The organism is Microbacterium sp. 22296 (assembly GCF_052045385.1).
In the GTDB taxonomy this organism is placed as follows: domain Bacteria; phylum Actinomycetota; class Actinomycetes; order Actinomycetales; family Microbacteriaceae; genus Microbacterium.
On sequence record NZ_JBQEOS010000003.1, the window covers coordinates 544,731 to 570,714 of the forward strand.

Annotated in this window: 23 protein-coding genes; 12 read left to right on the forward strand and 11 right to left on the reverse strand. The window is 71.2% G+C overall.

Going from position 1 to position 25,984, the window contains the following annotated elements:
• Nucleotides 1-172 precede the first annotated feature (172 nt).
• The 3 genes from mmuM to ACTJJP_RS09100 all read right to left on the reverse strand — a co-directional run bounded on the left by mmuM (nucleotide 173) and on the right by ACTJJP_RS09100 (nucleotide 2,705).
• Complete coding sequence (gene mmuM, locus ACTJJP_RS09090; protein ID WP_440774681.1) at nucleotides 173-1,027, reverse strand: homocysteine S-methyltransferase; 855 nt, start codon at nucleotides 1,025-1,027, stop codon at nucleotides 173-175.
• Complete coding sequence (locus tag ACTJJP_RS09095) at nucleotides 1,024-1,530, reverse strand: MarR family winged helix-turn-helix transcriptional regulator (protein ID WP_440774682.1); 507 nt, start codon at nucleotides 1,528-1,530, stop codon at nucleotides 1,024-1,026. Before ACTJJP_RS09095 ends, mmuM begins: the two co-directional genes overlap by 4 nt.
• Before the next feature lie 173 nt (nucleotides 1,531-1,703).
• Nucleotides 1,704-2,705, reverse strand: coding sequence for a LacI family DNA-binding transcriptional regulator (locus ACTJJP_RS09100; protein ID WP_440774683.1), 1,002 nt, complete (start codon nucleotides 2,703-2,705; stop codon nucleotides 1,704-1,706).
• 169 nt (nucleotides 2,706-2,874) lie between these two features.
• Here ACTJJP_RS09100 and ACTJJP_RS09105 point away from each other — a divergent pair, with 169 nt between their 5' ends.
• From ACTJJP_RS09105 to ACTJJP_RS09125, 5 genes are all read left to right on the forward strand, one after another.
• The gene (locus tag ACTJJP_RS09105; protein ID WP_440774684.1) at nucleotides 2,875-4,161 is read left to right on the forward strand and encodes an ABC transporter substrate-binding protein; all 1,287 of its coding nucleotides are present in this window, start codon (nucleotides 2,875-2,877) and stop codon (nucleotides 4,159-4,161) included.
• Nucleotides 4,162-4,172: 11 nt separating this feature from the next.
• Nucleotides 4,173-5,186, forward strand: a complete 1,014-nt coding sequence (locus tag ACTJJP_RS09110) for a carbohydrate ABC transporter permease (RefSeq protein ID WP_440774685.1) — start codon at nucleotides 4,173-4,175, stop codon at nucleotides 5,184-5,186.
• Complete coding sequence (locus ACTJJP_RS09115) at nucleotides 5,183-6,058, forward strand: carbohydrate ABC transporter permease (protein WP_440774686.1); 876 nt, start codon at nucleotides 5,183-5,185, stop codon at nucleotides 6,056-6,058. Before ACTJJP_RS09110 ends, ACTJJP_RS09115 begins: the two co-directional genes overlap by 4 nt.
• A 6-nt stretch (nucleotides 6,059-6,064) precedes the next feature.
• Nucleotides 6,065-8,392, forward strand: coding sequence for a beta-glucosidase (locus ACTJJP_RS09120; protein WP_440774687.1), 2,328 nt, complete (start codon nucleotides 6,065-6,067; stop codon nucleotides 8,390-8,392).
• A gap of 135 nt (nucleotides 8,393-8,527) precedes the next feature.
• Entirely contained in the window at nucleotides 8,528-10,087 is a 1,560-nt protein-coding gene (locus ACTJJP_RS09125) for a deoxyguanosinetriphosphate triphosphohydrolase family protein (protein ID WP_440774688.1), read from the forward strand.
• A 133-nt stretch (nucleotides 10,088-10,220) separates the two neighbouring features.
• On the opposite strand, the gene ACTJJP_RS09130 is transcribed toward ACTJJP_RS09125, so the two are convergent.
• Entirely contained in the window at nucleotides 10,221-11,288 is a 1,068-nt protein-coding gene (locus ACTJJP_RS09130) for an SDR family oxidoreductase (protein ID WP_440774689.1), read from the reverse strand.
• A 95-nt stretch (nucleotides 11,289-11,383) separates the two neighbouring features.
• Here ACTJJP_RS09130 and ACTJJP_RS09135 point away from each other — a divergent pair, with 95 nt between their 5' ends.
• The 3 genes from ACTJJP_RS09135 to ACTJJP_RS09145 all read left to right on the forward strand — a co-directional run bounded on the left by ACTJJP_RS09135 (nucleotide 11,384) and on the right by ACTJJP_RS09145 (nucleotide 13,245).
• Nucleotides 11,384-11,941 (forward strand): AAA family ATPase, encoded by a 558-nt coding sequence (locus ACTJJP_RS09135; RefSeq protein ID WP_440774690.1) that lies wholly within the window; start codon nucleotides 11,384-11,386, stop codon nucleotides 11,939-11,941.
• A 208-nt stretch (nucleotides 11,942-12,149) separates the two neighbouring features.
• Nucleotides 12,150-12,569, forward strand: a complete 420-nt coding sequence (locus ACTJJP_RS09140; protein WP_440774691.1) for a hypothetical protein — start codon at nucleotides 12,150-12,152, stop codon at nucleotides 12,567-12,569.
• Between the two features lie 31 nt (nucleotides 12,570-12,600).
• Nucleotides 12,601-13,245 carry a hypothetical protein gene (locus ACTJJP_RS09145; RefSeq protein ID WP_440774692.1) on the forward strand — a complete coding sequence of 215 codons (645 nt, stop codon included), beginning with the start codon at nucleotides 12,601-12,603 and terminating at the stop codon, nucleotides 13,243-13,245.
• 151 nt (nucleotides 13,246-13,396) lie between these two features.
• On the opposite strand, the gene ACTJJP_RS09150 is transcribed toward ACTJJP_RS09145, so the two are convergent.
• The 6 genes from ACTJJP_RS09150 to ACTJJP_RS09175 form a co-directional block, all read right to left on the reverse strand.
• Nucleotides 13,397-15,820: a family 43 glycosylhydrolase gene (locus ACTJJP_RS09150; RefSeq protein ID WP_440774693.1), complete on the reverse strand. Its 2,424-nt coding sequence runs from the start codon at nucleotides 15,818-15,820 to the stop codon at nucleotides 13,397-13,399.
• Between the two features lie 117 nt (nucleotides 15,821-15,937).
• Complete coding sequence (locus ACTJJP_RS09155) at nucleotides 15,938-16,129, reverse strand: hypothetical protein (protein WP_440774694.1); 192 nt, start codon at nucleotides 16,127-16,129, stop codon at nucleotides 15,938-15,940.
• Nucleotides 16,130-16,460: 331 nt separating this feature from the next.
• Nucleotides 16,461-17,852, reverse strand: coding sequence for a xylulokinase (gene xylB / locus ACTJJP_RS09160; protein ID WP_440774695.1), 1,392 nt, complete (start codon nucleotides 17,850-17,852; stop codon nucleotides 16,461-16,463).
• A 169-nt stretch (nucleotides 17,853-18,021) separates the two neighbouring features.
• Nucleotides 18,022-19,209 (reverse strand): xylose isomerase, encoded by a 1,188-nt coding sequence (xylA, locus tag ACTJJP_RS09165; protein WP_440774696.1) that lies wholly within the window; start codon nucleotides 19,207-19,209, stop codon nucleotides 18,022-18,024.
• A gap of 101 nt (nucleotides 19,210-19,310) precedes the next feature.
• Nucleotides 19,311-20,207, reverse strand: coding sequence for a lipase family alpha/beta hydrolase (locus ACTJJP_RS09170; RefSeq protein WP_440774697.1), 897 nt, complete (start codon nucleotides 20,205-20,207; stop codon nucleotides 19,311-19,313).
• Nucleotides 20,208-20,369: 162 nt separating this feature from the next.
• Nucleotides 20,370-20,855 carry a glutathione peroxidase gene (locus tag ACTJJP_RS09175; protein WP_440774698.1) on the reverse strand — a complete coding sequence of 162 codons (486 nt, stop codon included), beginning with the start codon at nucleotides 20,853-20,855 and terminating at the stop codon, nucleotides 20,370-20,372.
• 68 nt (nucleotides 20,856-20,923) lie between these two features.
• On the opposite strand from ACTJJP_RS09175, the gene ACTJJP_RS09180 reads away from it, so the two are divergent.
• Together ACTJJP_RS09180 and ACTJJP_RS09185 are read left to right on the forward strand one after the other, a co-directional pair.
• Nucleotides 20,924-22,084: an ROK family transcriptional regulator gene (locus ACTJJP_RS09180; protein ID WP_440774699.1), complete on the forward strand. Its 1,161-nt coding sequence runs from the start codon at nucleotides 20,924-20,926 to the stop codon at nucleotides 22,082-22,084.
• 76 nt (nucleotides 22,085-22,160) lie between these two features.
• Complete coding sequence (locus ACTJJP_RS09185) at nucleotides 22,161-23,408, forward strand: D-arabinono-1,4-lactone oxidase (RefSeq protein WP_440774700.1); 1,248 nt, start codon at nucleotides 22,161-22,163, stop codon at nucleotides 23,406-23,408.
• A gap of 505 nt (nucleotides 23,409-23,913) precedes the next feature.
• Here the strand turns inward: ACTJJP_RS09185 and ACTJJP_RS09190 are convergent.
• On the reverse strand, nucleotides 23,914-24,642 hold the full coding sequence (locus ACTJJP_RS09190) for an SDR family oxidoreductase (protein WP_440774701.1): 729 nt from the start codon (nucleotides 24,640-24,642) through the stop codon (nucleotides 23,914-23,916).
• 237 nt (nucleotides 24,643-24,879) lie between these two features.
• On the opposite strand from ACTJJP_RS09190, the gene ACTJJP_RS09195 reads away from it, so the two are divergent.
• Nucleotides 24,880-25,578, forward strand: a complete 699-nt coding sequence (locus tag ACTJJP_RS09195) for a nucleoside/nucleotide kinase family protein (RefSeq protein WP_440774702.1) — start codon at nucleotides 24,880-24,882, stop codon at nucleotides 25,576-25,578.
• A partial coding sequence (locus ACTJJP_RS09200) for an ATP-binding cassette domain-containing protein (protein WP_440774703.1) occupies nucleotides 25,575-25,984 on the forward strand: 410 nt, incomplete at its 3' end. The genes ACTJJP_RS09195 and ACTJJP_RS09200, both read left to right, overlap by 4 nt.

The window sequence follows — 25,984 nt, forward strand, 5'->3', positions numbered from 1 at the left end:
GTCGGCGGCGCGGCGACGCAACGCAGGAGATCCGGTCGGGCCGGCGCGGTCACAGGCGGTTTCCTCGGCCGCGGAGTGGTGGATCTCCTGCGTTGTGCCGCGCGAGCAGCGCGGCCGCGGCTCGGGGCGCGGGGCTGCGGTCGGCGGGGCCGCGGGAAGTGCCGGGGGGCGATCAGCGCAGGGCGGCGGCGATCGCGGCGATGTCGGCGGGGGTGGAGCGGCAGCACCCGCCGACGAGGCGTGCGCCCGCCGCCACCCACGCCGGAACTTCGTCGGCCAGCGCCGCGGGGGCGCCGAGCCAGGTGCGCGTGGCGGCGTCCCACCGCTCGCCCGTGTTCGGGTAGGCGACGGAGGGGATGCCGGGAACCTCGGCGAGCGCGGGCAGCACCGTCGCGGGAGCACAGCAGTTGACGCCCACCGCGATCACGCCGGGGACGGATGCCGCGAGGCGCAGGGCGGCCGCGCGCGAGCCGTGAACGGCGAACCCCGTACTGTCGGCCGAGAGGCTCACGAAAGCGGGGACGCCGAGGTCGGCGAGCTCGAGCGCGAGCGCCTCGACCTCGAGCGGCGAAGGGATGGTCTCGACGGCGAGGAGGTCGGCGCCGGCCGCGGCGAGCACGTCCAAGCGACGCCGGTGCGCGTCGCGCAGCTGCGCGACGGTCAGGCCGTAGTCGCCCGTGTACTCGCTGCCGTCCGCGCGCAGCGCGCCGATCGGGCCGACGGATGCGGCGACCACGACGTCCGCGGCCTCGCGAGCGAGCGACACCGAGCGGGTCAGGAGCGTCTCGACGTCGGCATCCGGGATCCGTCCGTCGAATCCCACCTGGTAGGAGGCGGTGATGACGACCTCGGCGCCCGCTGCGGCGAAGGCGGCGTGAGCGGCGCGCACCTCGTCGGGTGCATCGCGCAGCACGCGGGCCGACCACAGCTCCGAGGTGACGTCGTTGCCGCGGGCCTCCAGCAGGGTGCCGAGTCCGCCGTCGAGGACGACCGGGCGCAACGCGAGGGTGTCGGCGAGGTCGATCACGCCTCGTGCGTCTCGCCAGCCGCGAGCACGCGCAGGGCGCTCGCCAACAGGGCCTGGTCGCCACGGCTGACGTCGCGCAGGGCCTCGGCCTCGAGGCGGACGAGCTCGGTCATCGCGGCATCCACCCGTTCGATGCCCTCGGGGGTGATGGCGACGAGGATCGCGCGACCGTCCGACGGGTTCGGGCGGCGGTGCACGAGGCCGCGCTCGGCGAGCTTGTCGAGGCGGTTGGTCATGGCCGCGCTGCCGATCATCGTGGCCGCGATCAGACGCGTCGCGCTGAGCTCGGTGCCCGCGCGACGGAGGACGGCGAGCACGTCGAATTCCCAGACGGCGATGCCCGCGCTCGCGAAGGCCTTGGCACGCAGCTTCGACAGGTGGAATGCCGCGCGACGCAGACGGGACATGACGTCGAGGGGCGTCAGATCGACCTCGGGCAGCAGCTGCGACCACGCGTCGATGAGGAGGTCGACCTCGTCGTCTTTGCTGCTCGCGATAGGCATGCTTCGACGGTACCGGAGCGCCGGGGACTCGGGGCGCATGCCCGCGCCGCGCACGGCGGCGGTTCCCCCGATCGAATATGCACGAAACGCCGCGTCGGCAGCGGCCCTCGCGGCGCACGGTGGACATCCGACACGGTCGGTCCCGGATGCCGGCATCCCGGCGCGGCGTCGGCTCAGCGTCCGCGCGGCGGCGCTGTCGTCCCCCGCGCGACAAGGCGAGTCGGCAGTTCGATGTGCGTCTCGGGCAGCTCTTCGCCGGAGAGGAGGGCGAGCACCATCCGCACGGCTTCGGCTCCGAGACTCTTCATCGGCTGCCGCACCGTCGTCAGCCCGGGTTGCGCGCGTGCCGCCTCGGGCACGTCGTCGAAGCCGACGACCGAGAGATCGTCGGGCACGCGCAGTCCGCGCCCGCGGGCGACCTCCACGATGGACAGCGCCGAGAGGTCGTTCGCCGCGAACACCGCGGTCGGCGGGTCGGCGAGCGCCAGCATCGCATCGGCGGCCTCGCGCGCCACGTCCTGCTCATAGCGACCGACGCCGACGAGGGACGCATCGAACGGGATGCCGGCGGCCGCCAGTCCCGCGCGATAGCCCGAGGCCCGTGCCACCGCCGAATGCAGGTCGGGACGGCCGGCGATGAAGCCGATGCGGCGGTGCCCGAGCTGCACGAGATGGTGGACCGCCTGCTGAGCACCGGTGTAGCTGTCGGACTCGACGGTGGGCACGTCGCCGCGGCCGGTGTGCGGGTCGATCGCGACGATCGGCACCTCCCCGGCGACGTTGACGACTGTGGGCGTCACGATGATGGCCGCGTCGATCAGGGTGCCGCTCAAGCGGCTGAGCGAGCGTCTCTCCCACCCCTCGCCGTCGCGACGTGCACCGGTGTAGGCGAGCAGGTCGTACCCGGTGCCGGACAGCGCTTTCCCGACGCCTTTGAGGATCTCGGCCGAGAACGGCTCGATGTCGGCCACCAGCACCCCGATCACTCCGGTGCGCCGGGACCGCATGCTGCTGGCGACGAGGCTGGACTCGTAGCCGAGCGACCGCACGGCATCCAGAACCTTCTCCACCGTCGCGGGCGAGACCCCGTAGCGGCCGTTCACGGCCTTCGACACCGTGGCGACCGACACACCGGCCGCGGCGGCGACGTCGTGAATGGTCGCTCGTCTGGTCATGGCACCCGACCCTAGCGTGGAAAACATTTTCGAAAACGTTTGACGACCCTCTCGCGCCGGGTCACACTGCTCAGACCCGCGGACACGGCACAACCCCGCGAGACGGCACCGCCGCTGACCACCGACGCTCCCCCGCGGACGCACCTCGACGAAGAGAAACGGGAATCACATGAAAACGCGCACGATCCTCGCCGGAACGGCCCTCGCCGTCGCCGGCACCCTCGCCCTCGCCGGCTGCGCCGGCGGCGGAAGCGGCCAGAACGCCGACGGCTCGGTCACTCTGACGCTCTGGCACAACTCCACCACCGGCGACGGCAAGCAGTACTGGGAAGACACCGCGGCCGCATTCGAAGAGGCGAACCCCGGCGTCACGATCGAGATCCAGGCGCTGCAGAACGAGGAGTTGGACGGCAAGCTGCAGACCGCCCTGAACTCCGGCGACGCCCCCGACATCTTCCTCGCACGCGGCAGCGGCAAGCTCGCCGACATGGTCGAGGCCGGTCAGGCCATGGACCTCACCGACAAGATCTCACCCGAGACCAAGACGACGCTCGGCGCCTCGCTCGGCGCGTTCGAGGTCGACGGCAAGAACTACGGCATGCCCGTCGCCGTGCTCCCCTCGGGGATCTTCACCTCCCAGGACCTGCTGACCGCCGCCGATGTCACGGTGGCTCCCGCGACCATCTCCGACCTCGAAGCGGCGAACACGAAGATCCGTGCGACCGGCGTCGCCCCCATCGCCGTCGGCGCCAAGGACGCGTGGCCCGCCGCGCACTGGTATTACAACTTCGCCTTGCGCGCGTGCGCCAAGGACGTCCTGGACTCTGCGGCCGAGACGCGCAGCTTCGACGACCCCTGCTGGCTCGACGCGGGTGAGAACCTGCAGTCGTTCCTCGCGACGCAGCCGTTCAACGAGGGCTTCCTCACCACCGCCGCCCAGCAGGGAGCCGGTTCGTCGGCGGGCCTGCTCGCCAACCACCAGGCCGCGATGGAGCTGATGGGCGCGTGGAACCCCGGCGTGATCGCCTCGCTCACCCCCGACGAGCAGCCGCTCGCCGACCTCGGCTGGTTCCCGTTCCCCGAGGTCCCCGGCGGTGACGGCGAGGAGGGCGCGATCATGGGCGGCGTCGACGGGTACTCGTGCTGGGTCAACGCACCGGCGCAGTGCACCGACTTCTTGAACTTCGTGGTCAACCAGGAGAACCAGGAGCGCTACGCCGACGCCTTCCAGACGATCCCCGCCTCGAGTGAGGCGACCGGTGCCGTCACCACGCCCGCCCTGCAGTCGGCGTTGCAGGCCTACACCGACGCGCCCTACGTCTCGGTGTGGCTGGACACCCTCTACGGCCAGAACATCGGCAACGCGCTCAACGTCGCCGTGGTCGACATGTTCGCCGGCAAGGGAAGCCCGCAGGACATCGTCGACGGCGTCAACGCGGCCGCCGCCCGCTCCTGAGGACACCGCACATGACCAGTCAACTCGCCTCCCAGGCGACAACGGCCGGGGTGGGCCACCCGGTCGAGGACGACGCCGCTCGCGTCGCTTCGGCCGGGCGGCCGCCCGTGCGGCGGCGCCGTGAGAACTGGCGTATCCGCGGCGAACTCGCGATCCTGCTGGGGCCTGCCCTCGTGGTCTTCGTGTCCTTCGTCATCCTGCCGGTCGTGCTCGCCGCCTACTACGGCTTCTACAGCTGGTCGGGCTTCGGCACACCCGTCGACTTCGTCGGCATCCGCAACTACGTCACGATCCTCACCGACCCCGCCTTCCACGAGGCGCTCGGCCACAACGCCTTCATCGTCATCGGCTCGCTCGTCCTGCAGGGTCCCCTGGCGCTCGGTCTGGCGCTCCTGCTGAACCGCAAGATGCGGGCGCAGTCGCTCATCCGCGTGCTGATCTTCGTGCCCTACGTCATCTCCGAGGTCGTCGTCGGCCTCGGCTGGGGTCTGATGCTGCAGTCCGGCGGGGCGCTGAACGGCGCGCTCGAGAAGATCGGGCTGGGCGCCCTCCGGGCCGACTGGATCTCCGACCCCGCGTTGGCGATCTGGACCCTGCTCATCATCATCACGTGGAAGTACATCGGCTTCGCCGTCATCCTCTTCCTCGCCGGCCTCCAGGGAATCCCCGAGGAGCTCAGCGAAGCGGCCGCGATCGACGGCGCCTCCTTCTGGCAGATCCAGCGGCACATCGTGCTGCCGCTCATGGGCCCGACCATCCGCATCTGGGCGTTCCTGTCGATCATCGGCTCACTGCAGCTGTTCGACCTCGTCTGGATCATCTGGGGGCAGTACGTCGCCTCGACCGCCGGCACCTCGACGATGGCCACGTACATGGTCGCGAACGGTCGCAACGCCGGCAGCTTCGGCTACGGCAGCGCCGTGGCCGTGGTCATGTTCCTCATCTCGCTCGCCGTCGCCCTCGTCTACCAACGCTTCGTGCTGCGCCGCGACACGGCCGGCGCCCTCACGGGAGGCTCGAAATGACCGCAACCGCCACCCTCATCGCGCCGAAGGTGCCGCGCCGGCGTCCTGCCGGGGCGAGTCGCGGCTCGTCCGTGGCCGTCGGCTTCGTCGCCCTGCTGCTGATCGGCATGATGCTCGCGCCGGTCGTCTACATCATCCTCGGCGGGTTCCGCTCCAACGCCGAGATCACCGTCGACCCCGCGGGCTTGCCGACCGTGTGGAACTGGCAGAACTACGCCGACGTCCTCGCCAGCGGGGTCTTCTGGGGCCAGGTCGGCAACTCCACGATCGCCGCCGTCGCGACGACCCTGTTCGTCGTGGCGCTGGGGATGATGGCGGCGTACGCCCTGGCCCGCTACCGGTTCCGCGGACGCGGCGCGCTGTACGCGCTGTTCACGGCGGGCCTGATGTTCCCGATGACCGTCGCCATCACGCCGCTGTACATCCTGGTGCGCAACATCGGACTGACGAACTCGTTGGCGGGCGTCATCGTGCCGCAGATCGCCTTCGCGCTGCCGCTGACGATCATCATCCTGTCGCCGTTCCTGGCCGCCATCCCACAGGAGCTGCAGGAAGCGGCATCCATCGACGGTCTCGGCCGCCTCGGGTTCTTCTGGCGCATGGTGCTGCCGCTCGCCGTGCCCGCGGTCGTGACGGTCGGCATCCTGGCCTTCGTCAACAGCTGGAACTCGTACATGCTGCCGCTGTTCATCCTCAACAACGAAGCCGCGTACACGCTGCCGCTGGGTACACAGGCCTTCGCCTCGCAGTACTCCGTCGACACCGCGCGCGTGCTCGCATTCACCTCGCTGTCGATGATCCCCGCTCTGCTGTTCTTCAGCGTGTTCGAGCGGCGCATCGTCGGCGGCCTGACCGGCGCCGTGAAGGGCTGATCGACCATGACCATGAACGACACCGCCGTCGGTGCTGCCCTCACCACCGGCGCCTCCCCCCGGGTGCAGGCGCTGGTCGCCGAGATGACCCTCGACGAGAAGCTGGCGCAGCTCGTCGGCTACTGGGTCGATCAGGGCGACGAGGTCGTCGCGCCCCTCTCGGGCGAGAAGGTCACCACCACCGCCTACACGGATGCCACGGTGCACGGCCTCGGCCATCTCACCCGCGTCTACGGCACGCGGCCGGTCGACCCGGTCGAGCGCGCGCAGTGGCTATGGGGCGAGCAACGTCGCCTGCAGACCGAGACGCGCCTGGGCATTCCCGCCCTCGTCCACGAGGAGTGCCTCACCGGGTTCGCGGCGTGGAAGGCCGCGACCTTCCCCACCCCCCTCGCCTGGGGCGCATCGTTCGATCCGGATGCCGTGGAGCTCATGGCCTCCGCCATCGGCCGCTCCATGCGCGAGGTCGGCGTGCACCAGGGACTCGCTCCCGTGCTCGACGTCGTGCGCGACGCGCGGTGGGGACGCGTCGACGAGTGCATCGCCGAAGACCCCTACGTCGTCGGCACGATCGGCACCGCGTACGTGCGCGGCCTGCAGGCGGCGGGCGTCCACGCGACCCTCAAGCACTTCGTGGGCTACTCCGCCTCGCGTGCCGGGCGCAATCACGCCCCCGTCTCGGTGGGTCGGCGCGAGCTGCAGGACGTATTCCTCCCGCCCTTCGAGATGGCCGTGCGCGACGGCGGGGTGCGCAGCGTCATGAACTCGTACACCGAGATCGACGGGGTGCCCGTGGCATCCGACCCGGAGCTGCTCACCGACCTGCTCCGCCGCAGCTGGGGCTTCGACGGCACGGTGGTCTCCGACTACTTCGCCGTGGAGTTCCTGCGCTCGATGCACGGCGTCGCCGGCTCCCTCGGCGAGGCGGCGCAGCTCGCGCTGGAAGCGGGGATCGACGTGGAGCTGCCCGGCCCGGACGCGTATCCGCACCTGGCCGAGCGGGTGGCATCCGGAGCCCTCCCCGAGTCCGTGGTCGATCGCGCCGTCGCCCGCGTGCTCGCCGAGAAGGAGGAGCTCGGGCTGCTCGACGCCGACTTCTCGCAGCCCCCGACCACGATCGACCTCGACGACGCCGAGCACCGGTCGCTGGCCCGCCGCGTCGCGGAGGAGTCGGTCGTCCTGCTGCGCAACGACGGCGTCCTGCCCCTCGCCCCGGGGCGTCGGATCGCGGTCATCGGACCCAACGCCGACAGCACCGACGCGCTGATGGGCTGCTACTCGTTCGCCAACCATGTGCTCGCGCACCACCCGGGGGTGCCGCTGGGAGTGTCGCTGCCGACCGTGCGCGACGCCCTGACGGCGCGGTTCGGCGACGTGTCGTACGCCGTCGGCTGCGCGGTGGAGGATGCGGATTCCTCCGACATGGATGCCGCGGTGGCGGCGGCCCGCGAGGCCGAGATCGCGATCGTCGTCGTCGGCGACCGCGCCGGGCTCTTCGGCCGCGGCACCGTCGGCGAGGGCAACGACGCCGACACCCTCGATCTGCCCGGCGTGCAGCGCGAGCTCGTCGAGGCCGTCATGGCCACCGGCACCCCGGTCGTGCTCGTACTGCTGACCGGCCGGCCCTACGCCCTCGACTGGGCGCTCGACACCGCCGACGGCCCCGCGGCGGTGCTGCAGGCCTTCTTCCCCGGCGAAGAGGGGGCGCCGGCGCTCGCATCCCTCATCGCGGGGGATGCCACGCCCTCGGGCCGCCTGCCCGTCTCGCTCCCCCGCTCCGCCGGGTCGCAGCCGTACTCGTACCTGCACCCGCTGCTCGGCGGGCCCTCGGGTGTGACGAGCACCGATCCGACGCCCGTGCGGCCGTTCGGCTTCGGGCTGTCGTACACGACGTTCGAACGCGCGGAGCTGCGGGTGGACGGGATGCGCGCCGGGGAATCGGCATCCGTCGCCGAGGTCCGCGCGGGCGACGCGTTCACCGTGACCGCCCGCGTGACGAACACGGGAGCGGTGCGCGGAGCCGACGTGGTGCAGGTCTACGCGTATCGGGCCGTGGCGAGCGTCACGCGGCCCGTCGCCGCGCTCGCGGCGTACGCGCGCGTCGAGCTCGAGCCCGGCGAGAGCGCGGAGGTGCGTTTCACCGTGCCCGCGTCGCGTCTGGCCTACAGCGATCGCGCGATGCGTCGCGTCGTCGAGCCGGGCGAGGTTGAACTACGGCTCGGGTCCTCGTGCGCGTCGGTGGATGCCGCTCTGCCGCTGCGGATCACCGGCGCGGTGTACGAGCTGAGCGTGGACGATGCGCGCGTGGTCGACGTGGAGGTGCGGCGGGGCTGAGGCGTCGCGGTGCGGGCGTGCACGGCGCGACGCGGGCATGCACGGCGCGACATGGGCGGAGCGGGAGCGCGCGGCGACCGCCCGCCCCATCCGCGTTAGCGTTGACCGACGCCATCGCCGCCGCGGAAGGACCCGATGACACCTCACGACGAGACCGCTCCCCCCGCCGCGGACGCCCACGGCGAGGCGGCGTCCCCCGCGCACGACGGTGTCGTCGGCAACCCGGCATCCCGCATCTTCCCCGACCGCGACGACGCCCGGACCGACCCCTGGTCGGTCGACCTCGAGCGCATCCAATTCTCGCCCTACTTCTCGCGCCTGTCGGCCGTGACGCAGGTGGTGTCGCCGTCGATCGGCGGCGCCCCCGTGCACAACCGGCTGACCCACACGCTCAAGGTCAGCGCGATCGCGCGGGTCGTCGCCCTGCAGCTCAACACCCGCTCGCGCCGGGCCGGCGACGGCGACGTGTGCAACGCCACCGTCGTCGAGGCTGCGGCCTACGCGCACGACCTCGGACACCCGCCCTTCGGACACCTCGGCGAATCGACGCTCGACCGTCTCGCCCGCACAGAGCTGGGCCTCGACGACGGGTTCGAGGGCAACGCGCAGACCTACCGCATCCTCACCGCGCTCGACGTGGTCGAGAACGCTCCGCGCGGGCTCAACCTCACCGCCGCGGTACGCGCGGCGTCGGCGAAGTACCCGTGGGCGCCGTCGGTCGACGCGACCGAGATCGAACGGATCGGCGCGCCCCGTGGCATCCGTCGCTCTCCTGACGGCGCGTACCGCGTGCACAAGTATTCGGCGTACGACCTCGACCTCGCCGACCTCGACGAGGCCCGCCAGGGCGTGGATGCCGAGCCGTTGCGCCAGAACATCGAGGGCGCCGTGATGGACCTCGCCGACGACATCGCGTACTCGGTGCACGACGTCGACGACTTCTACCGCGCCGGCATCCTGGACCACGCGCCCATCGCGGCGGAGTTCCGCGGCTGGCTCGACGACGTGCTCGAGTGGCGATCGCGCGACGACGCCGAGGTGCGCGCCGAGCTCGCGCCCGGCGCAGGGCTGGAGCGCCTCCGCCGCAAGATGCGCCGCGACGACCCGTGGATCGCCGACGACGAGGCCTTCCTCGCCGCCGTCAGCGACGTGGATGCCGAGTTGGTCACCGACCTGCTCGCCCGCCCCTTCGACGGCTCGCTCACGGCCGAGCGCCGACTCGCGGGCTTCACCGACCGGTGGATCCGGCGGTTCCAGGAATCGGCGCGGTTGCGCCCGCTCGACACCCCGCGCGCCGGTCCCGTCGTGCTCTCGCCGTGGGCGTGGCACCACGTGGAGGTGCTGAAATTCGTGCACAAGCGGTTCGTGCTGAGCCGCCCCGACCTCGCGATCCAGCAGCGCGGCATGAGCCGGATCCTCGCCCGCTCGGTGCGCGCGCTCGGCGAATGGCTCGACGACGACCTCGATCGCGCCCGCACCCCGCGACGCCTGCGCGAGCTCATCGCGCTCGCCCACGAGCAGTACACCGCCCTCCCCGCCGAACGCCGACCCTCGGATGCCGAGGCCGAGACGCTCGCCCGCTCCCGCGGGATCATCGACTACGTGGCATCCCTCACCGACGCGCAGGCGTTCGCCCTGTCGGAGGCGATCTCGGGTCGCGCGGATCGGCTGTGGGCACTGGGGCAGCGGCTGTGAGCGGCGGGGACGCACCGCGCGAGCGCTGAGTTCCCTGGTTCGGGGCGCGATCCGCCGCGTGGGGCGCGAGATCCCCGCCCCGAACGGCGGATGTCGCCCCGAACCCGACACCACGGCGCGAGGCGGGGCCGCCTCAGGGAATCAGACGCGCGGCGCGGTAGCGCTCGAACAGGCGGGTGAACGAGTCGCGCGTGCGGTGATGCTCGGTGAAGCCCGCCAGGCGGCTCTTCGACATGTCCGTCATCACTTCGATCTCGCGCCCGAGATCGGCATCCGTGTGCCACCACGAGGCGACGCGGGTGATGTCGGGCTCGATGAGTCCGTGCTGCGCGACGATCTCCGCCCACACCGGTGCCGCATCCGCCATCTGCTCCTCGAACGGTCGCGGTGCGGTGTCGAAGCCCTCGGCCTCGACCCCGAGGTCGGCCGCGATGCGCGGCCACATCCACCGCCAGCGGAAGACGTCGCCGTTCGCCGTGTTGAACGCCTCGTCGGCCCCCTCGGGGTGAGTGCTCGCCCACACCATCTGGTTCGCGAGCAGGTCGGCGTCGGTGACATCGGTGAGGCCGTTCCACTGCGTCTCGCTCCCGGGGAAGACGAACGGCCGACCCGTGTGACGGCTGATCGCGGCGGCGACCGCGATCGTGAGGCCCATGTTCATCGCGTTGCCGACCGCGTGGCCCAAGACCGTGTGCGAGCGGTGGACCGACCACGTGAAGCCTTGGCGCTCGGCCGCCGCGAAGAGCTCGTCCTCCTGGGCGTAGTAGAAGTTGTCGACGTCCAGTCGAGGCTCGTCCTCGTGGAACGGGGTGTCGGGCATCTCCCCCTGGCCGTAGGCCTCGAACGGCCCGAGGTAATGCTTCAACCCCGTCATCAGCGCGACGTGGCGCACCGGAGCGTCTGCCAGTGCCGCCAGCAGATCGCGCACCATTCCGCCGTTGACGGCGATGTTCTCGGCCTCGGTGGCCTGCCGCGACCACGCGGTGAAGAACACGTGGGTGACCGGGATGCCGCGCAAGGCGCTGTGCAACGCCTCGGGCGAACGCAGGTCGGCGGATCGCCAGGTGACGCCGGGTCGCTCCGCCCCGGGCCGCCGGGACAGGGCCGTCACCGCCCACCCGTCGTCGGAGAGACGGTCGAGGAGGGCGCCGCCGGCGATACCGGTCGCGCCGACCACGAGGGCGTGTGAGGAGTCAGTCAAGAGCGTTCTCCCGATCGGGTCGAGGTGGATACGGGGGAACGAGGGACGTCGAAGAGGTATTCCCCGGCTCGGCGGGACGCGTCTACGATCGGCGGATGCTGAGCGCCAGGGATCCTCTCCCCGCGCGACCCCGCCGAGTCGCCGTCGCGGGGGTGTCGGGAGTGGGCAAGACGACGCTGGCGCGGCGGATCGCCGCGGTCGCCGGCATCCCCCACACCGAGATCGACGCGCTGTTCCATGGCCCGGACTGGACGCCCCGGCCGGCATTCGTCGATGACGTGCGCGCCCTCGTCGCTCGGGACACCTGGGTGACCGAGTGGCAGTATTCCTCAGCGCGGCCCCTGCTGGCCGCACGCGCCGACCTGCTGGTGTGGCTCGACCTGCCGTTCTGGCGGGTCACCCTCCCGCGCGTCGTGTCGCGGACGCTGCGGCGGCGACTCCGCGCAGAGCAGCTGTGGAACGGCAATCTCGAGCCGCCACTGCACACGTTCTTCACCGACCCGGAGCACATCGTCCGATGGTCCGTCTCGACCCGCAACACCTATCGCGAACGCATTCGGGTCCTCCGCCCCGACCTCCCGGTCGTGCGCCTGCGTTCGCCGCGGGAGGTCGAGCGGTGGCTAACGGGTCCGATGAAGGATGCCACCGGCTGATCGATCGGTCGGCCCCTCCGCGGGACAGAGAGCGCTCGCCGCAGACTTGGGCGCTAGTTCGCGTGCGAGCCGAGAGTTCGCGAGCCCCCGCAAGATGGCGCGAGCGCTGCCCAGCCTGCAGCCGTCAGCAGGGCGTCCTCTCATCGGTGGCCGGATTTGAGGGCGGGGCGTGCTTGCCGCCACATCGGCATCGCCCTAGCGTGGACGGATGAGACGCCCCGTCGGGATCACCCTCGTCGCCGTGACGGCATCCGTCCTCATGGGATGCGCGGCTGGACCGGTCGCCCTCGGCAGTCCGGGACGCCCCCCGATCTTCGACCGACCGCAGACCGATCAGGACGTACTGCCGGATGCCATCCCCGACGACGGGTACGTGGCCGACTCGATCCGCTACGTCGGCGAGGACTCGGTCGGTGGACGCTATTGGGTGGCCCTGCTCGAGGACGAGTCGGAATGCATCATCGCTGACGCCACGGGTGCGGGCGATTGGGCGGGCTTCTGCGGCCGGAGCGGCCTGCTGGGGACTTTGAACGACGGCACCACCGTGAGCTTCGCCACGGCATCGCAGAGTCCCGACCCGACTTCCACTGAGCGGGTCGGGGACGCCATCCTCGTGGGGCGCCCGTGAGCCGGTCGACGCGGTCCGAGGACCACGCGCGATGAAATCGTCATATCCGATCCCCGGCGACCCCTGGCCCCCCGATATGACCATGACGGTCGAGGACCGCCCGACCACCGTGAACGAGATGTTGTGGGTGCGTGAGGCGTTCGCACTGAACGTGACCGGTGATGCACCGCCGCCGCTGCTCGACACCCCCGCGCCGGCGTCCCGACCCCTGACCGATGCCGAACGCGACCACTGGGCGACGGCCTGGCCGGGCCTCTGGTCGCAAGTCGTCGACCACGCCGGCCGCCTCCACGACCGGGAGGCGATGGACCGCCTCATGCACCGCGACACCCCGCCCGACGAGCGCGAGACTCTTCTCCACCGCCTGAGCGGGCCGTCATGGCGCGACGAGTTCGGTGACGAGGTGTTCGACGACCCGTCCTACCGGGCCTGGGACGCGCGCTCGTTCGAGGCGGTTCGCTCGGCGCACCCGCGGAGCCTCGAGGCACAGCCCGAGCGGCGGGCCGTCTCCGAACTGGCGTCGGCGTGGGGCAGGGGGCTCGTGAAGGTCGTCGTCCTCGCCTGCGAGGGCACCCACGTTCGAACACTCCCGCCGCAGGGCCTGCTGGTCACCGCGGGCGACCGCGCCGAAGACGCCTCCTACCGCGAGGCACTCACGTCCTTCCGCCCCCGCTGAGTCCATCGAGACGCACTCGAGTACCGACACCGCGGGCGATCGACGTCGAAAGAGCCATCCACGCGGAGGAAATCACACCGACGGCGGATGCGCTGGGAACGCGGAACGCCTCTCGGTGCGGGGGTGGGACCCGCACCGAGAGGCGGTGGGCTCAGCCGCAGGAACGCGCCGGGTAGGCGGCATCCAGCTGGGACTGGACCTGTCGTCCGTCGACCGTCGCCGTCGCGGTGACCGCGACCGTGCCGGCACTCAGGTTCGCCTGGCGGGTGGTGAAGACGTGCGAGGACGTCTTCCCCGCGGCGATCGAGGCGATCGACGTGGTGCCGAACGACGACGACAGGTCGGCCGCGACGGCCGTCTCGTCGTTGTTCGTCAGCTGCACCGCGACGTACGCCTTACCGGCGATGCACCGCACCGACGCCGTCGCCGCGACGTCGAGCGACGGAGCCGCCTCGGCCTCGGTGAACGCGTAGGTGTCGACCTCGAACAGGTCGCCGGCCGGTCCGCTGAACGTGAAGTAGACGTCTTGCGTTCCGGTGGCACCCGTCAGATCGGCCGAGAGCTCGGTCCACTGACCAGCGGCGCCGGTCACGTCGATGGTTCCGAGGATCTGGCCCGTGGCGCTGCCCGAACGGACGTCGATCTTGCCGCCGGACTGCAGCGGCTTGACCTTCGCGGTCACCTTCGCGGCGCCGTTCTCACCGAACGCCACCGACGACAGCCCCGTCCAGTCACCGTTGTCGATGTCCTTCACGACGAGGTTCGGGGCCGCGGCGCCGAACTCGGTCGATCCGCCGTCGATCTTCGCGGTCGCGATGCCCTTGGTCCAGCCGAGGGTCTCGGCTTCGAACGTGCGGAACGGGGAGAAGTCGCGCACCTGTTCGACGCCTGCGTAGTCGCCGACGACCTGGTTGACGGTGCCGTCGTCCTTGAAGGTCAGCTCCTGCAGGTGAGCGCTGCGGTACCCCTGGGTGGTGTTGCCGTTGATGCGCTTGTTCAGCGTGGGCGCGTGGTACGAGAAGTAGTACTTGCCCTCGTACTCGAACGCCGACTGGTGGTTGTTACCACCGGTGCCCGCTCCGAAGAACTGCGACTGGTTGGGGAACATCACGCCGGCGTAGGCCTCTTTGGGCCACGACATCGGATCGTCCGAGATCATGTAGCCGATCTCGCCACCGCCCGGGTACCCGGGCACGCGGGGCTGGTTGCCGCCGAAGTCGTTGCCGCCGAAGTGCGATGAGTACGACAGGTAGTACTTCTCGCCGCGCTTGAACACCTGGGCCGCTTCGAACGCGACCGGGGCGTCGACGACGGCCGCCGTGCCCGTGGTCGAGATCATGTCGTCGCCGAGTTCGATGACGCGGATGTTCTTCGGGTTGTTGAAGCGCTCCTCGGCCGGGAAGCTGGTCGAGGCCGGACCTCCGCCGAAGAAGAGGTACTGCTTGCCGTCGTCGTCCACCAGCGGCGCCGGGTCGAACAGCCAGTTCACGCCCTGGGCGCCCGGGGTGCTGCTGTTGATGAGCGTGCTCGTACGCTCGCTCGTCCACGGACCCAGCGGGGAGTCTCCGGTCACGACGTTGCTGGAGCCGCCTCCGTTGGCGTAGTAGAGGAAGAACTTCTCCTTGCCGTCGACGACCTTGCTCTCGATGCCGGGAGCCCACGAGTTGCCCGTGAAGGGGGCGATGCCGTTCGGACCCGCCACCTGGATCTCGCCGTGGTCGACCCAGTTCACCAGGTCGTCCGACGAGATCAGCGTGATCTGGTTGATCGCGCCGTAGTTGATCTGCGGCGAGACGCCGGTGTTCGAGTCGGGCGCATATCCCTGCGTGTCGTTGGTCATGTACATGTACACGCGACCGTCGTGCGCGAAGCCGTACCCGTCGGCGCCGAACTTGTGCCCCATCAGGGGGTTGTGCTCACCGGGGAGCTTGCCCACGACCTCGATGGTCTTCGACGGCGGAGCCGGCGGAGCCGCTCCGACGAGCGAGACGTCGTCGACGGTGAAGTCGAGCAGGTGCGTCGCCGGTGCGGCTGCCGCGTTCTCGGCCGACGTCCATGGGGTCTCGATGAACAGGCGGGTGGTGGCGACGCTCTGCGTTGCGGGGATGGTGAAGGTGGAGTTGACGTAGCCCCACTCGCCCCGCGCCGGAGTGGCGCTGCCGAGGTTGGTGTACGTGCCGCCGCCGTAGTGCATCGTGACGAAGAACTGCTTCGTCGCGGGGCTGGCGGGGTTGTCGTACTTCACCCGGGCCTTGACCGTATACGTCTGGCCCGCCTGCAGCTTGCCGGAGAGGTCCTGCATCGGGCCCGAGCCGGTCGTCTTGCGCTCCGTCGCGCGGATCGCCTGCGATCCCGAGAAGGCGTCGGTGGTGGATGCCAGGGCGGCTCCGTCGGCGGCGTTGCCGTTGTTCGAGAACCACGACGCTGTGCCGTCCTCGAAGCCGCCGTTGATGATCAGTTCTTCCTGTGCCGCATTGGCGGGGGTGGTGGCGGCGAAGCCGGCTGCCAGCAGCACCCCGGCTGCAGCCAGTGCGAGCACCCGGAACGGGGTGCGTCGCGTCTGTGTTCGTTGCACGTTCTCTCTCCTTCGATGGTGTGGGGAGTTCGTCGACTCCGAAGAGTCGTGGGTCGCGTCGGGGCCGGAGAAGCCCGACCCCGGGCGACGTCGTGGGGAGCGGCGGATGGCCGCTCGTCAGCGGTGCCGCGCCGTGCGTGGCGTGCGGGTCGGGGTCGCGACCGGGGCACTGTCGACGACGGTCCCGGCGAGGAAGGAACCCTCACGGTCCGACGGTGCGGCGAGAGACATCGTGCGGGAGTGGGAGGAGATGTCGCCGCCGGCGACCGCCGCCCCTGTCGTGGCGACGTTTCCCATCAGCACGGTCACCGGCGCTTCGTCGCGAGGCGTCGCGGCCAGGTCGCGAGCGTGATCGGGGCGAGACGGATCTTCATATCGCGGCTCCTTTGCCGGAAAGAAAACGCTCCCCGCGGAGCAGAGCACTCGCGGGGCGGGGGGATGCTGTGAGCGCTAACTGAAGGCCGAAGTTACCGCTAACGGTCGAGACGCACAACGGGTCCATGGGGAGGAACGCCGAACGAACTCGCTCTTCGTACCGGGCGTGTCGTTTTCCGGCTCGGGGCGCGACAGCGGCGTCGTCTCCCCGGCCACGAGCTGAGACCGTCGGCATCCCCCTTACAAGATGCCGACGGCCCCACGTCTACTCTGCCGCACGCAACGCGGCGACGACGTCGTAGCGCTCTCGAATGGCGGGGCGATGGTCGGGCTCGACCGCCCGGGTGGTCGCGACCGTCCACTCGACGGGGCCTCCCGCGAGAACGCCCGCCGCCTGCCGGGCCGCCCCGAGGGCGACGCATTCGCCCGCGGCCGGTACGACGATCTCGGCGTCGAAGACCTGCGCGGCGATGCGCGCCACTCCGTCGTTGGCGGCAGCGCCACCGATGAGCAGGATGCGTCGCACGTCGACACCCTGCCTGCGGATCGCGTCGAGCCCGACGGCCAGGCCGCTCAGCATCCCCTCGATCGCGGCACGCGCGAGATTCGGACGGTTCGTGGATGCCAGGGTCAGCCCGGTCAGCGACGCCTGCGCATGCGGGAGGTTGGGGGTGCGCTCCCCCTCGAACCAGGGCACGAGCACGATGCCTCCCGCGCCGGGTTCGGCCTCGAGGGCGAGGGCGCCGAGCTCGTCGTGCGAGACGCCGAGCAGTCCGGCGACGGCGTCGAGCACGCGGGCGGCGTTGAGGGTCGCGACCAGCGGCAGGAACTTCCCGGTCGCGTCCGCGAACCCGGCGACCGTGCCGCTGGTGTCGCGCGTGGGCGCGTCGGCGACGGCGAAGACCGTGCCGGAGGTGCCGAGCGAGACGACCACATCGCCCACCCCGGCGCCGAGTCCCAGAGCGGCACCGGCGTTGTCGCCCGCGCCGGGGCCGACGAGGGCGCCGCCGGGGAGCGTCCCCGCGCTCTCCCACGGCCCGAGGACGCGCGGCAGCACCGCGTCATGCCCGAGCGCGCGGCGGAACAGGTCGAGGTCGTAACCGTCGGCGCCCCAGTAGGCGGTGCCCGACGCATCGGAACGGTCGGTGACGAGCTCCTCGAGCACCGCGCTGCCGGGACCGAATCCGCGGAGGCGCCATGTGAGCCAGTCATGCGGCAGCGCGACGGCGGCGACGCGAGCTGCGTTGTCGGGTTCGGCATCCCGCAACCAGCGGAGCTTGGTGCCGGTGAACGAGGCCACGGGCACCGCCCCGGTGCGCTCGGCGTAGGTTTCGGCGCCGACCTCGTCGATCAGGTCGCGCGCGGCCTGAGCGGAGCGGGTGTCGTTCCACAGCAGGGCGTCACGGATGACGACGCCCTCGGCATCCAGCACGACCATGCCGTGCTGTTGTCCCGCGATCGAGACCGCGGCCACGTCGTCGAGGCCTCCGGCCCGGGCGATGGCATCCTGCAGCGCGCGCCACCATGCCTCGGGGTCGACCGAGGTGCCGGCGGGATGCGTCGCACGCCCCTCGCGCACCACCCGTCCGGTCTCTGCGTCGACGACGACGACCTTGCACGACTGCGTCGACGAATCGACTCCCATGACGAGCGCCATGCTCTGCCCTTCTCTCCGCCGCACCGCCCTCGGCGCGGTCTGTCAGTGGTGATTCAGCACCCGAAGGTGCGGGGACCCCTCGGGGTGTTCTGGACACTCGACGCGCAGGAAGCGGGGAGAGCAGCGCGGCCTCGTCCCGGACGGGCCCGGATGCCNGGCCCGGGACGACTCAGCGCGCGCCGAGCAGGTGCTCGGTGGCGAGCTGCTGCAGACGGACGAAGCCGAAGCCCTTGCCGCCGAGGTACGCGTCGGTGTCGAAGTCCTCGTAGGCCGAGCGGTCGGCGAGGAAGTCGTCGTAGGTCTCGCCCTCGTTCAGCGTCGGCTGTGCGAGCTCGGCGACCTTCGCGGCCTCGAGGGCCTCCTGCACCTCGGGGTCGGCGCGGAAGGCCGCGGCGCGCTCCTTGAGCAGCAGGTAGGTGTTCATGTTGGCCGAGACCGAGTCCCAGACGCCCGACTCGTCCTCGGTGCGCGAGGGCTTGTAGTCGAAGTGACGCGGACCGTCGTAGGCGGGGACCCCGCCGGGGCCGCCGTTCTCGAGCAGGTCGACGAGCGCGAAGGCGTTGTGCAGATCGCCGTGGCCGAACACGAGGTCCTGGTCGTACTTGATGCCGCGCTGGCCGTTGAGGTCGATGTGGAAGAGCTTGCCGTGGTACAGCGCCTGGGCGATGCCCGCGGCGAAGTTCAGGCCCGCCATCTGCTCGTGGCCGACCTCGGGGTTCAGGCCCACGAGTTCGGGACGCTCGAGCGAGTCGATGAAGGCGATCGCGTGGCCGAGGGTGGGCAGCAGGATGTCGCCGCGGGGCTCGTTGGGCTTCGGCTCGATCGCGAAGCGGATGTCGTAGCCCTTGTCGGTGACGTAGTCGCCGAGGAGGTTGACGGCCTCGCGGTAGCGCTCGAGCGCCTGGCGGATGTCCTTCGCGGAGTCGTACTCGGCGCCCTCGCGGCCACCCCACATGACGAACGTCTGCGCGCCGAGCTCGGCGGCGAGATCGAGGTTGCGCAGCACCTTGCGCAGCGCGAAACGACGCACCTGACGGTCGTTCGAGGTGAAGCCGCCGTCCTTGAAGACGGGGGCCGAGAACAGGTTCGTGGTGACCATCGGCGTGATGATGCCGGTGTCGCTCATCGCGCCCTTGAGGCGGTCGATCTGCGTCTGGCGTTCGGCGTCGGTCGAGCCGAAGGCGAAGAGGTCGTCGTCGTGGAAGGTCAGGCCGTAGGCGCCGAGCTCGGCGAGCTTCTCGACGACGTGCACGACGTCGAGGGGCTCGCGGGTCGGGCCGCCGAAGGGGTCGGTGCCGTTGTAGCCGACGGTCCAGAGTCCGAACGAGAACTTGTCATCGCGGGTGGGGGTGGGCATTCCTGCTCCTTCGCATGGACGCGCGAGTGCGCGGTGACGCACGGCGGGTTTGTTGGTGCTCACAACATATACCCCGGATGCCGCCACGTCCAGACCCCTCGTCAGCGTCCGAGCGCGTCGTCGACCACGGCGAACACCGCGGGGTCCCACGTCAGCGCGCGCTCCCACGGCAGCCCGAACGCCTCGGCGAAGAAGATGCTGTGCACGTGGTCGGCGAACGAGTGACGCTCGACGTCGGGCAGCACCGCGGAGGGCACCTCGTCGGCGCGACCGCTGGTCATCGACACGAGGCCGTCGTGCGGCCACAGCTGCACCGGCGCGGTCGCCGCGGCGAAGTATCCGGCGCCGATCGCGGTCACCGGGATGCCGTCGAGCACCCCCGCCTGGGCGTCGTTCCACTCGCGCAGGAACCGGCGCGACACCTCGTCCGCCGCCCCCTGGGAGTTCGCGTCGGCGTACGGGCGCGCCTCGGCGAAGATCTGCAGCGTGGCGGGGTCGCCGTGCGCGTCGTCCTCCGAGATCTCGTCGTCGAGCAGGTCGCCCAGCACCGAGCCGTCCCACGGGGTGCCGAGGGTCACGAGGCGCTCGATGCGCGGACCCGCGCCGCCGAGCTCGCGGATCGCGGCGCGCGAGAACAACCCGCCCATCGAGTGACCGACGAGGGCGACGCTCCCGACGCCCTCCTCAGCGGCGAGCCGTCGCAGGAACCCGGCGAGCGCGACCCCGGCGTCGTCGACGCGGCCCACGGCGTTGATCGTCACCTCGGCCGGCAGCACGACGGGGACGTCGGAGAAGCCCTGCCACCCGGCATCCTCCCGCACCTCTCCCGGACCGATGCGGGCGGGAGCGGTGAAGACCCGGATGCCGCGATCGAGCAGGGGCGCGCGCAGGGCGGTCATCGTGTTGCCCGCCGCGAGGCCGGAGGCGGCCGCGTGCTGCGGGTCGGTGTACGGGGTCACGGCGGCTCCCCCGGAGACGAGGACGACGGCGTCAGCCATGGCGGCTCCTTCACAGGTCGGGTCCCGGTCAGGATAGGGCAGGCCGTGCACCCTCACGCGTGTCCGCGGCCCGCCGCTTCGCCCGTCCGCGCGACGGCACGCCGTGGGCGCGGCATGAGGGCCGCACGCGCGGCGTCAGGCCCCACAGGACGGCGCCCCGCGTCAGCGCGGGAGGGCGTCCTCGATCGCGGCGACGACCTCGGGCGCGTCGGGGAGCGTGCGGGGGCTGAAACGCGTCACCTTGCCGTCGGGGGCCACGACGAACTTCTCGAAGTTCCACGAGATGCGACCGGTCTTGCCCTCGGCATCCGGGGTCGTCGTGAGCTCCTTGTACAGCGGGTGGGCGCTGCGCCCGTTGATCTTGACCTTCTCCGACATCGGGAACGTCACGCCCCACGTCGCGGAGCAGTACTCGGCTATCTTGTCCTCGTCGCTGAGCTCCTGCAGGAACTGGTTGCTCGGAAAGCCGATCACGGTGAACCCGCGGTCGGCGTACTTCTTGTGCAGCGCCTCGAGGGCCTCGTACTGGGGCGCGAGGCCGCAGCGCGAGGCGACGTTGACCACGAGCGCCGCCTTACCGGCGGTCAGGTCGCCGAAGGTGGTTTCTTCGCCGCGGATGGTCGTGATCGGGATGCCGGAGAGGTCCATCTTCCGATCCTGGCACCGCCCGGTTGTGGTCGGGGTGGGAATCGTACGGCTCATGGCACAGTGGTCGGATGGTCACCGTGGGGAGTCGGGGCGACGGCATGCGCCGCGCCAACCTCTCGCTCGTGCTGCGCACCGTCCACCGCGAGGGTCCGCGCTCCCGCGCGGCGCTCACCGAGGCGACGGGACTCAACCGCTCCACGATCGCGGATCTCGTGGGCGAACTGCAGCGCGCGGGCCTCGTGATCGAACGCGCGTCCGAGGCCCAGGGGCGCGTCGGCCGCCCCTCCCCCCTCGTCGTGCCCGACCCGCGGGTCGTCGCCGTCGCGGTCAACCCCGAAGTCGACGCGCTCGACATCGGCGCGGTGGCGCTCGACGGCTCGATCCTCGCGCGCGAACGTCTGCCCCAGACCGCGCTGCTCACTCCGGAACGTACCGCCGAGCTCGTCGGCAGCCGGGTGCGGGAGTGGCGACGGGGGCCCCTGTCCGCGGCCCGCCTGGTAGGTGCGGGTGTCGCGGTTCCCGGTCCCGTGCGCTCGGCCGACGGTCTCGTGCGGGAGGCCCCGCACCTCGGCTGGAAGGACGCCGCTCTGGCCGAGCTGATGACGGATGCCACGGGCCTTACGACACACGTGGCCAACGACGCCGCCCTGGGAGCGGTGGCCGAGCACCTGTTCGGCGCCGCACGCGGCGCGCACGACGTGGTCTACCTCAACGGCGGCGCGAGCGGTATCGGCGGAGCCGTCATCGTCGGCGGGATGCCGCTCAGCGGCGCGGGCGGCTACGCCGGGGAGTTCGGCCAGAACCGTCCCGGCATCGTCGATCCGCGCGATCGCCGAGCGGTCGACGGCGTCCTCGAGGACGAGGTGAGCAGGGGGCGCCTCCTCGAGGTCGTGGGCAGTGACGCGGCGGACGACACCTCTCTGGCCGCCGCGCTCGCCGACAGCACCGACGCCGCGGTGCGCGCCGAGATCGGACGTCAGCGACGCATCCTCGCCACCGCCCTCGCCAACGCCGCGAACGTCATGAACCCGGCGGTGATCGTGCTGGGCGGATTCCTCGCCGCCCTCGCCGACCTCGATCTCGACGCCCTGGCCCGAGCCGTGCGGGCGCAGACGGTCCCCGCCTGCGCCGAGGGCCTGCGGGTGGCCGTCGCCGAGCTCGGCGAGGACCGTCTGCTCGTCGGAGCGGCCGAGGCGGTCTTCGAGATCGCCCTCTTCCCCGCGCGCTGACCCCGCGCGCCCGGCGGCCCGGGGCGATCGGTTGCGTCGGACCCCGATGTCGGTGGGGCGGTGCAGGATGGGAGGCGTGATCCAGAGACGCGATGCCGGAGCCACGTGGTCAGGCAACCACCGTTACCGCGCCACCGAGGTGCTCCTTCCGGGCGACCTCGACGAGCTCGCCGAGGTCGTGGCATCCGCCCGCTCCCTGCGCGTGCAGGCGACCCGCCACACGTTCAACGACATCGCCGACACCGACGCGGCGCTCGTCTCGCTCGAACGCCTACCGACGCACGTCGAGGTGGTCGACGGTCGCGTCCGGGTGGAGGGGCTCGTCACCTTCGCTCAGCTCGCGCCCGTGATCGAGGCCGAGGGTCGCGCCCTGCACAACCTGGGCTCGCTCCCCCACATCTCGGTCGCGGGCGCCACCGCCACCGGCACGCACGGCTCGGGGGTGCGAAACGGCAACCTGTCGAGCGCGATCCGCGCCGTCGAGATCATGGATGCCGACGGCCGCATGCACCGCATCGACCAGACGCACGACCGGTTCGGCGCCGCCGCCCTCAGCCTCGGCGCCCTCGGCGTCGTCACCGCCGTCGAGCTGCAAACCGAACCGACCTACGACATCACCCAGCAGGCCTATACGGGCGTCGCGTGGGCCGACATCGCGGGTGACCCCGAACGGGTGCTCGGGGGGTCGCGCAGCGTCAGCGTCTTCACCACCTGGGGCGACCCCGCGCACGACCTGGTGTGGGCGAAGAGCGACGACGGCACTCCCGACTGGGTCGAGGAGCTGGGCGGGCGTCCCGTCGGCGACGACATCCACCTCGGTCGCATCCGCACCGTCGACAACACCACTCCGAGGGGCACGGCCGGACCCTGGCACACGCGGCTGCCGCACTTCCGCGCCGACGCTCTCCCCAGCGACGGCGACGAGATCCAGACCGAGTACTTCGTCCCGCTGGCGTCGGCGCGCGAGGCCCTCGCCGCGGTGAAAGCCATCGCCCCGGCGTTCGAGGCGCAGCTCCTCGTCACGGAACTGCGCACCGTCGCCGCCGACGAGCTGTGGCTGAGCCCCGCCTACCGGCGCGACGTGCTCGCCATCCACTTCACGTGGCGCAACGACACAGCGGGAGTGCTCGCGGTTCTGCCGAGCATCGAGGAGGCGCTGGCCCCGTTCGACGCGCGGCCGCACTGGGGCAAGGCGTTCACCCTGCCCGGCGAATCCGTGCGGGCGAGCCTGACCCGGGTCGATGACTTCCTCGCCGCCGCGCGTGAGGTCGACCCCCGCGGCGTCTTCCGCAACGACTTCCTGCGGCGGACAGTGGGCCTCTAGCCCGCTCGCCCGCGGTGCGGGCCGCGACGTCACCGGGAGCGGAGGCGCTGGCCGCGGTCGCCGTTCCGATCGGGCCGGGCCGCGGTCGCCGTTCCGATCGGGCCGCGGTCGCGATCGGGCCGTGGTCGTGATTGCGGTAACGGTTGCGGGTGCCGCTCCGGTCGGGCAGTGGTCGCGGTCGCCGTGACGGCCGGCCAGAGGCTCAGGGTCGCCCGGGGATCGGCGGTGGCACCACAGGCTGCGCGGGTACCTGGCGCACAAAGTCAGCGATTCGCACAACGTCAGCCGTCCGGCGCCGAAAGTCACCGACCTTGCGCGGATCACCGAGGATACGCCCGTCGCCACGGCCGTGAAACGGCACCGCGTCACGAAGTCAGCGATTCGCACAACGTCAGCCGTCCGGCGCCGAAAGTCACCGACCTTGCGCGGATCACCGAGGATACGCATCACCCCACGACCGCGAAACGGCGCCGCCCACCGCGACGCCGCTCCGCGGCATCCGGGATCAGCGGCTCGAGTAACCGCCGTCGATGGGGAGCGAGACGCCCGAGATCATGCCGGCGCCGTCGCTGAGGAGGAAGACGATGGGGGCGGCGATGTCGTCCTCGGTCGCCCACTTGTGCAGGGGCATGGCCTCGAGGAAAGGGCCCTCGATGTCGGGCCGACCCCAGTACCAGGCCGACATAGGCGTCATGACGACCGTCGGGTTGACGCTGTTGACGCGGATGCCGTGGCCGCCGAGCTCGAGGGCGGAGACGCGCGTGATGTTGTCGAGCGCCGCCTTGGAGGACCCGTACGAGATGTGGCCGGTGAGGGCGACGAGGCTCGCCTGGCTCGAGACGTTGACGATCGCGCCGCCCTTGCCGACGCGGATCATCTCGCGCGAGGCGTACTTCGTGACCAGGAGCGAGCCGCGGGCGTTGATGCTCATGACCTTGTCGAACACGTCGATGTCGGTGTCCATGGGGGTCGCGATCTCGCCGCCCCAGCCTCCGCAGTTGACGACGCCGTACAGATCGCGGCCCTCGATCGCGGAGCGGATCTCGTCCTCGGATTCGAGGTCGAAGACGACGGGCTCGGCGCCGGTCTCTTCGGCGATCGCGGCGACGCTGTCGGCGGTGCGTCCGGCGGCGAGCACGGTCGCTCCGGCGGCGACGAGGTGGCGCACGGTCGCCCCGCCGATGCCGCCACCGGCGCCGGTGACGAGGATGGTGCGGTCGGTGAATTCGGTCATGGGTGGGCTCTTTCGCGGGTCCTGGAGGCGAGGACGACGGCGGTGTCGTCGCGGCCCACTATAACCACAGAATCACGCGGATGACTTCGGTGTCATGACGAATTGATCACGGGTGTTGACACCGGTGACATGGTGGCCGTACCGTAACCGGAGTTCGACCGGTGAACCCCACCGGAAACCGCTTCGCCGACGCAGCACTCCCGATGTGCGACGCCGCCCGGAAGGACCCACACAGCCGTGACCCACCCCTCGGAGACCGCCGCGACCCCGGCCGCCGCGACCGTGCGCATCGCCGACCTCGTCGACCGTGCCCGCGCCCTCGCCGCCACCGGCGAGCGTCGCGTGCTGGGTATCGCCGGCACCCCCGGAGCGGGCAAGTCCACCGTCAGCGACGCGCTGCTCGCCGCCCTCGGCGACGACGCGATCCTCGTCGGCATGGACGGCTTCCACCTCGCCAACGAAGAGCTCGTGCGCCTCGGTCGACGCGAGCGCAAGGGCGCACCCGACACGTTCGATGTCGAAGGATACGTCGCCCTCCTCGACCGCATCCGCGCCGGCCGCACCGTCTACGCGCCTCGCTTCGACCGCAGTCTGGAGGAGTCGATCGGTTCGGCCGTGCTCGTACCGGCCGAGGTGCCCCTCGTCATCACGGAGGGCAACTACCTGCTGCACGACCGGTTCGGATGGGAAGCCGTGGCCTCCCGTCTCGACGAGGTCTGGTTCCTCGACGTCGACGCCACCGAGCGCCGCGAGCGGCTCGTCACGCGCCGCCTCTCCCACGACCATCCCCACGACGAGGCCGTCGCGTGGGTTCGCGATGTCGACGAGGCCAATGCCGCCGTCGTCGAGCGCGGACGCCATCGCGCTGATCTGGTCATCACCGTCTCCGAGGTCCCCGCCGGGGGCCTCGGCCACCACGAAGGAGCTGCTTCATGAGCACCACCACGACCGTGCCCGTGCTGCAAGCGCGGGGTCTGTCGCGCCAGTTCGGTCATGTCCGGGCGTTGAACAACGTCGATTTCGAGGTCTACCCGGGAGAGGTCACCGCGTTGATCGGTGACAACGGCGCCGGCAAGTCCACCCTCGTGAAGGCCCTGTCGGGAAACCTCGCGGTCGATGAGGGCGAGATCCTCTTCGACGGCAAACCGATCGAGATGTCCAACCCGCAGGTCGCCTCCGCCCTCGGTATCGAGACGGTGTACCAGGACCTCGCCCTCGCCCCGCACCTGGACCCGGTGCAGAACATGTACCTCGGTCGGGAGATCCGCCGCCCGGGCCTGGCGGGGGCGTTGGGGTTCATGAAGACCAAGGACATGGCCGTCGCCTCCCGCGCCGCGTTCGA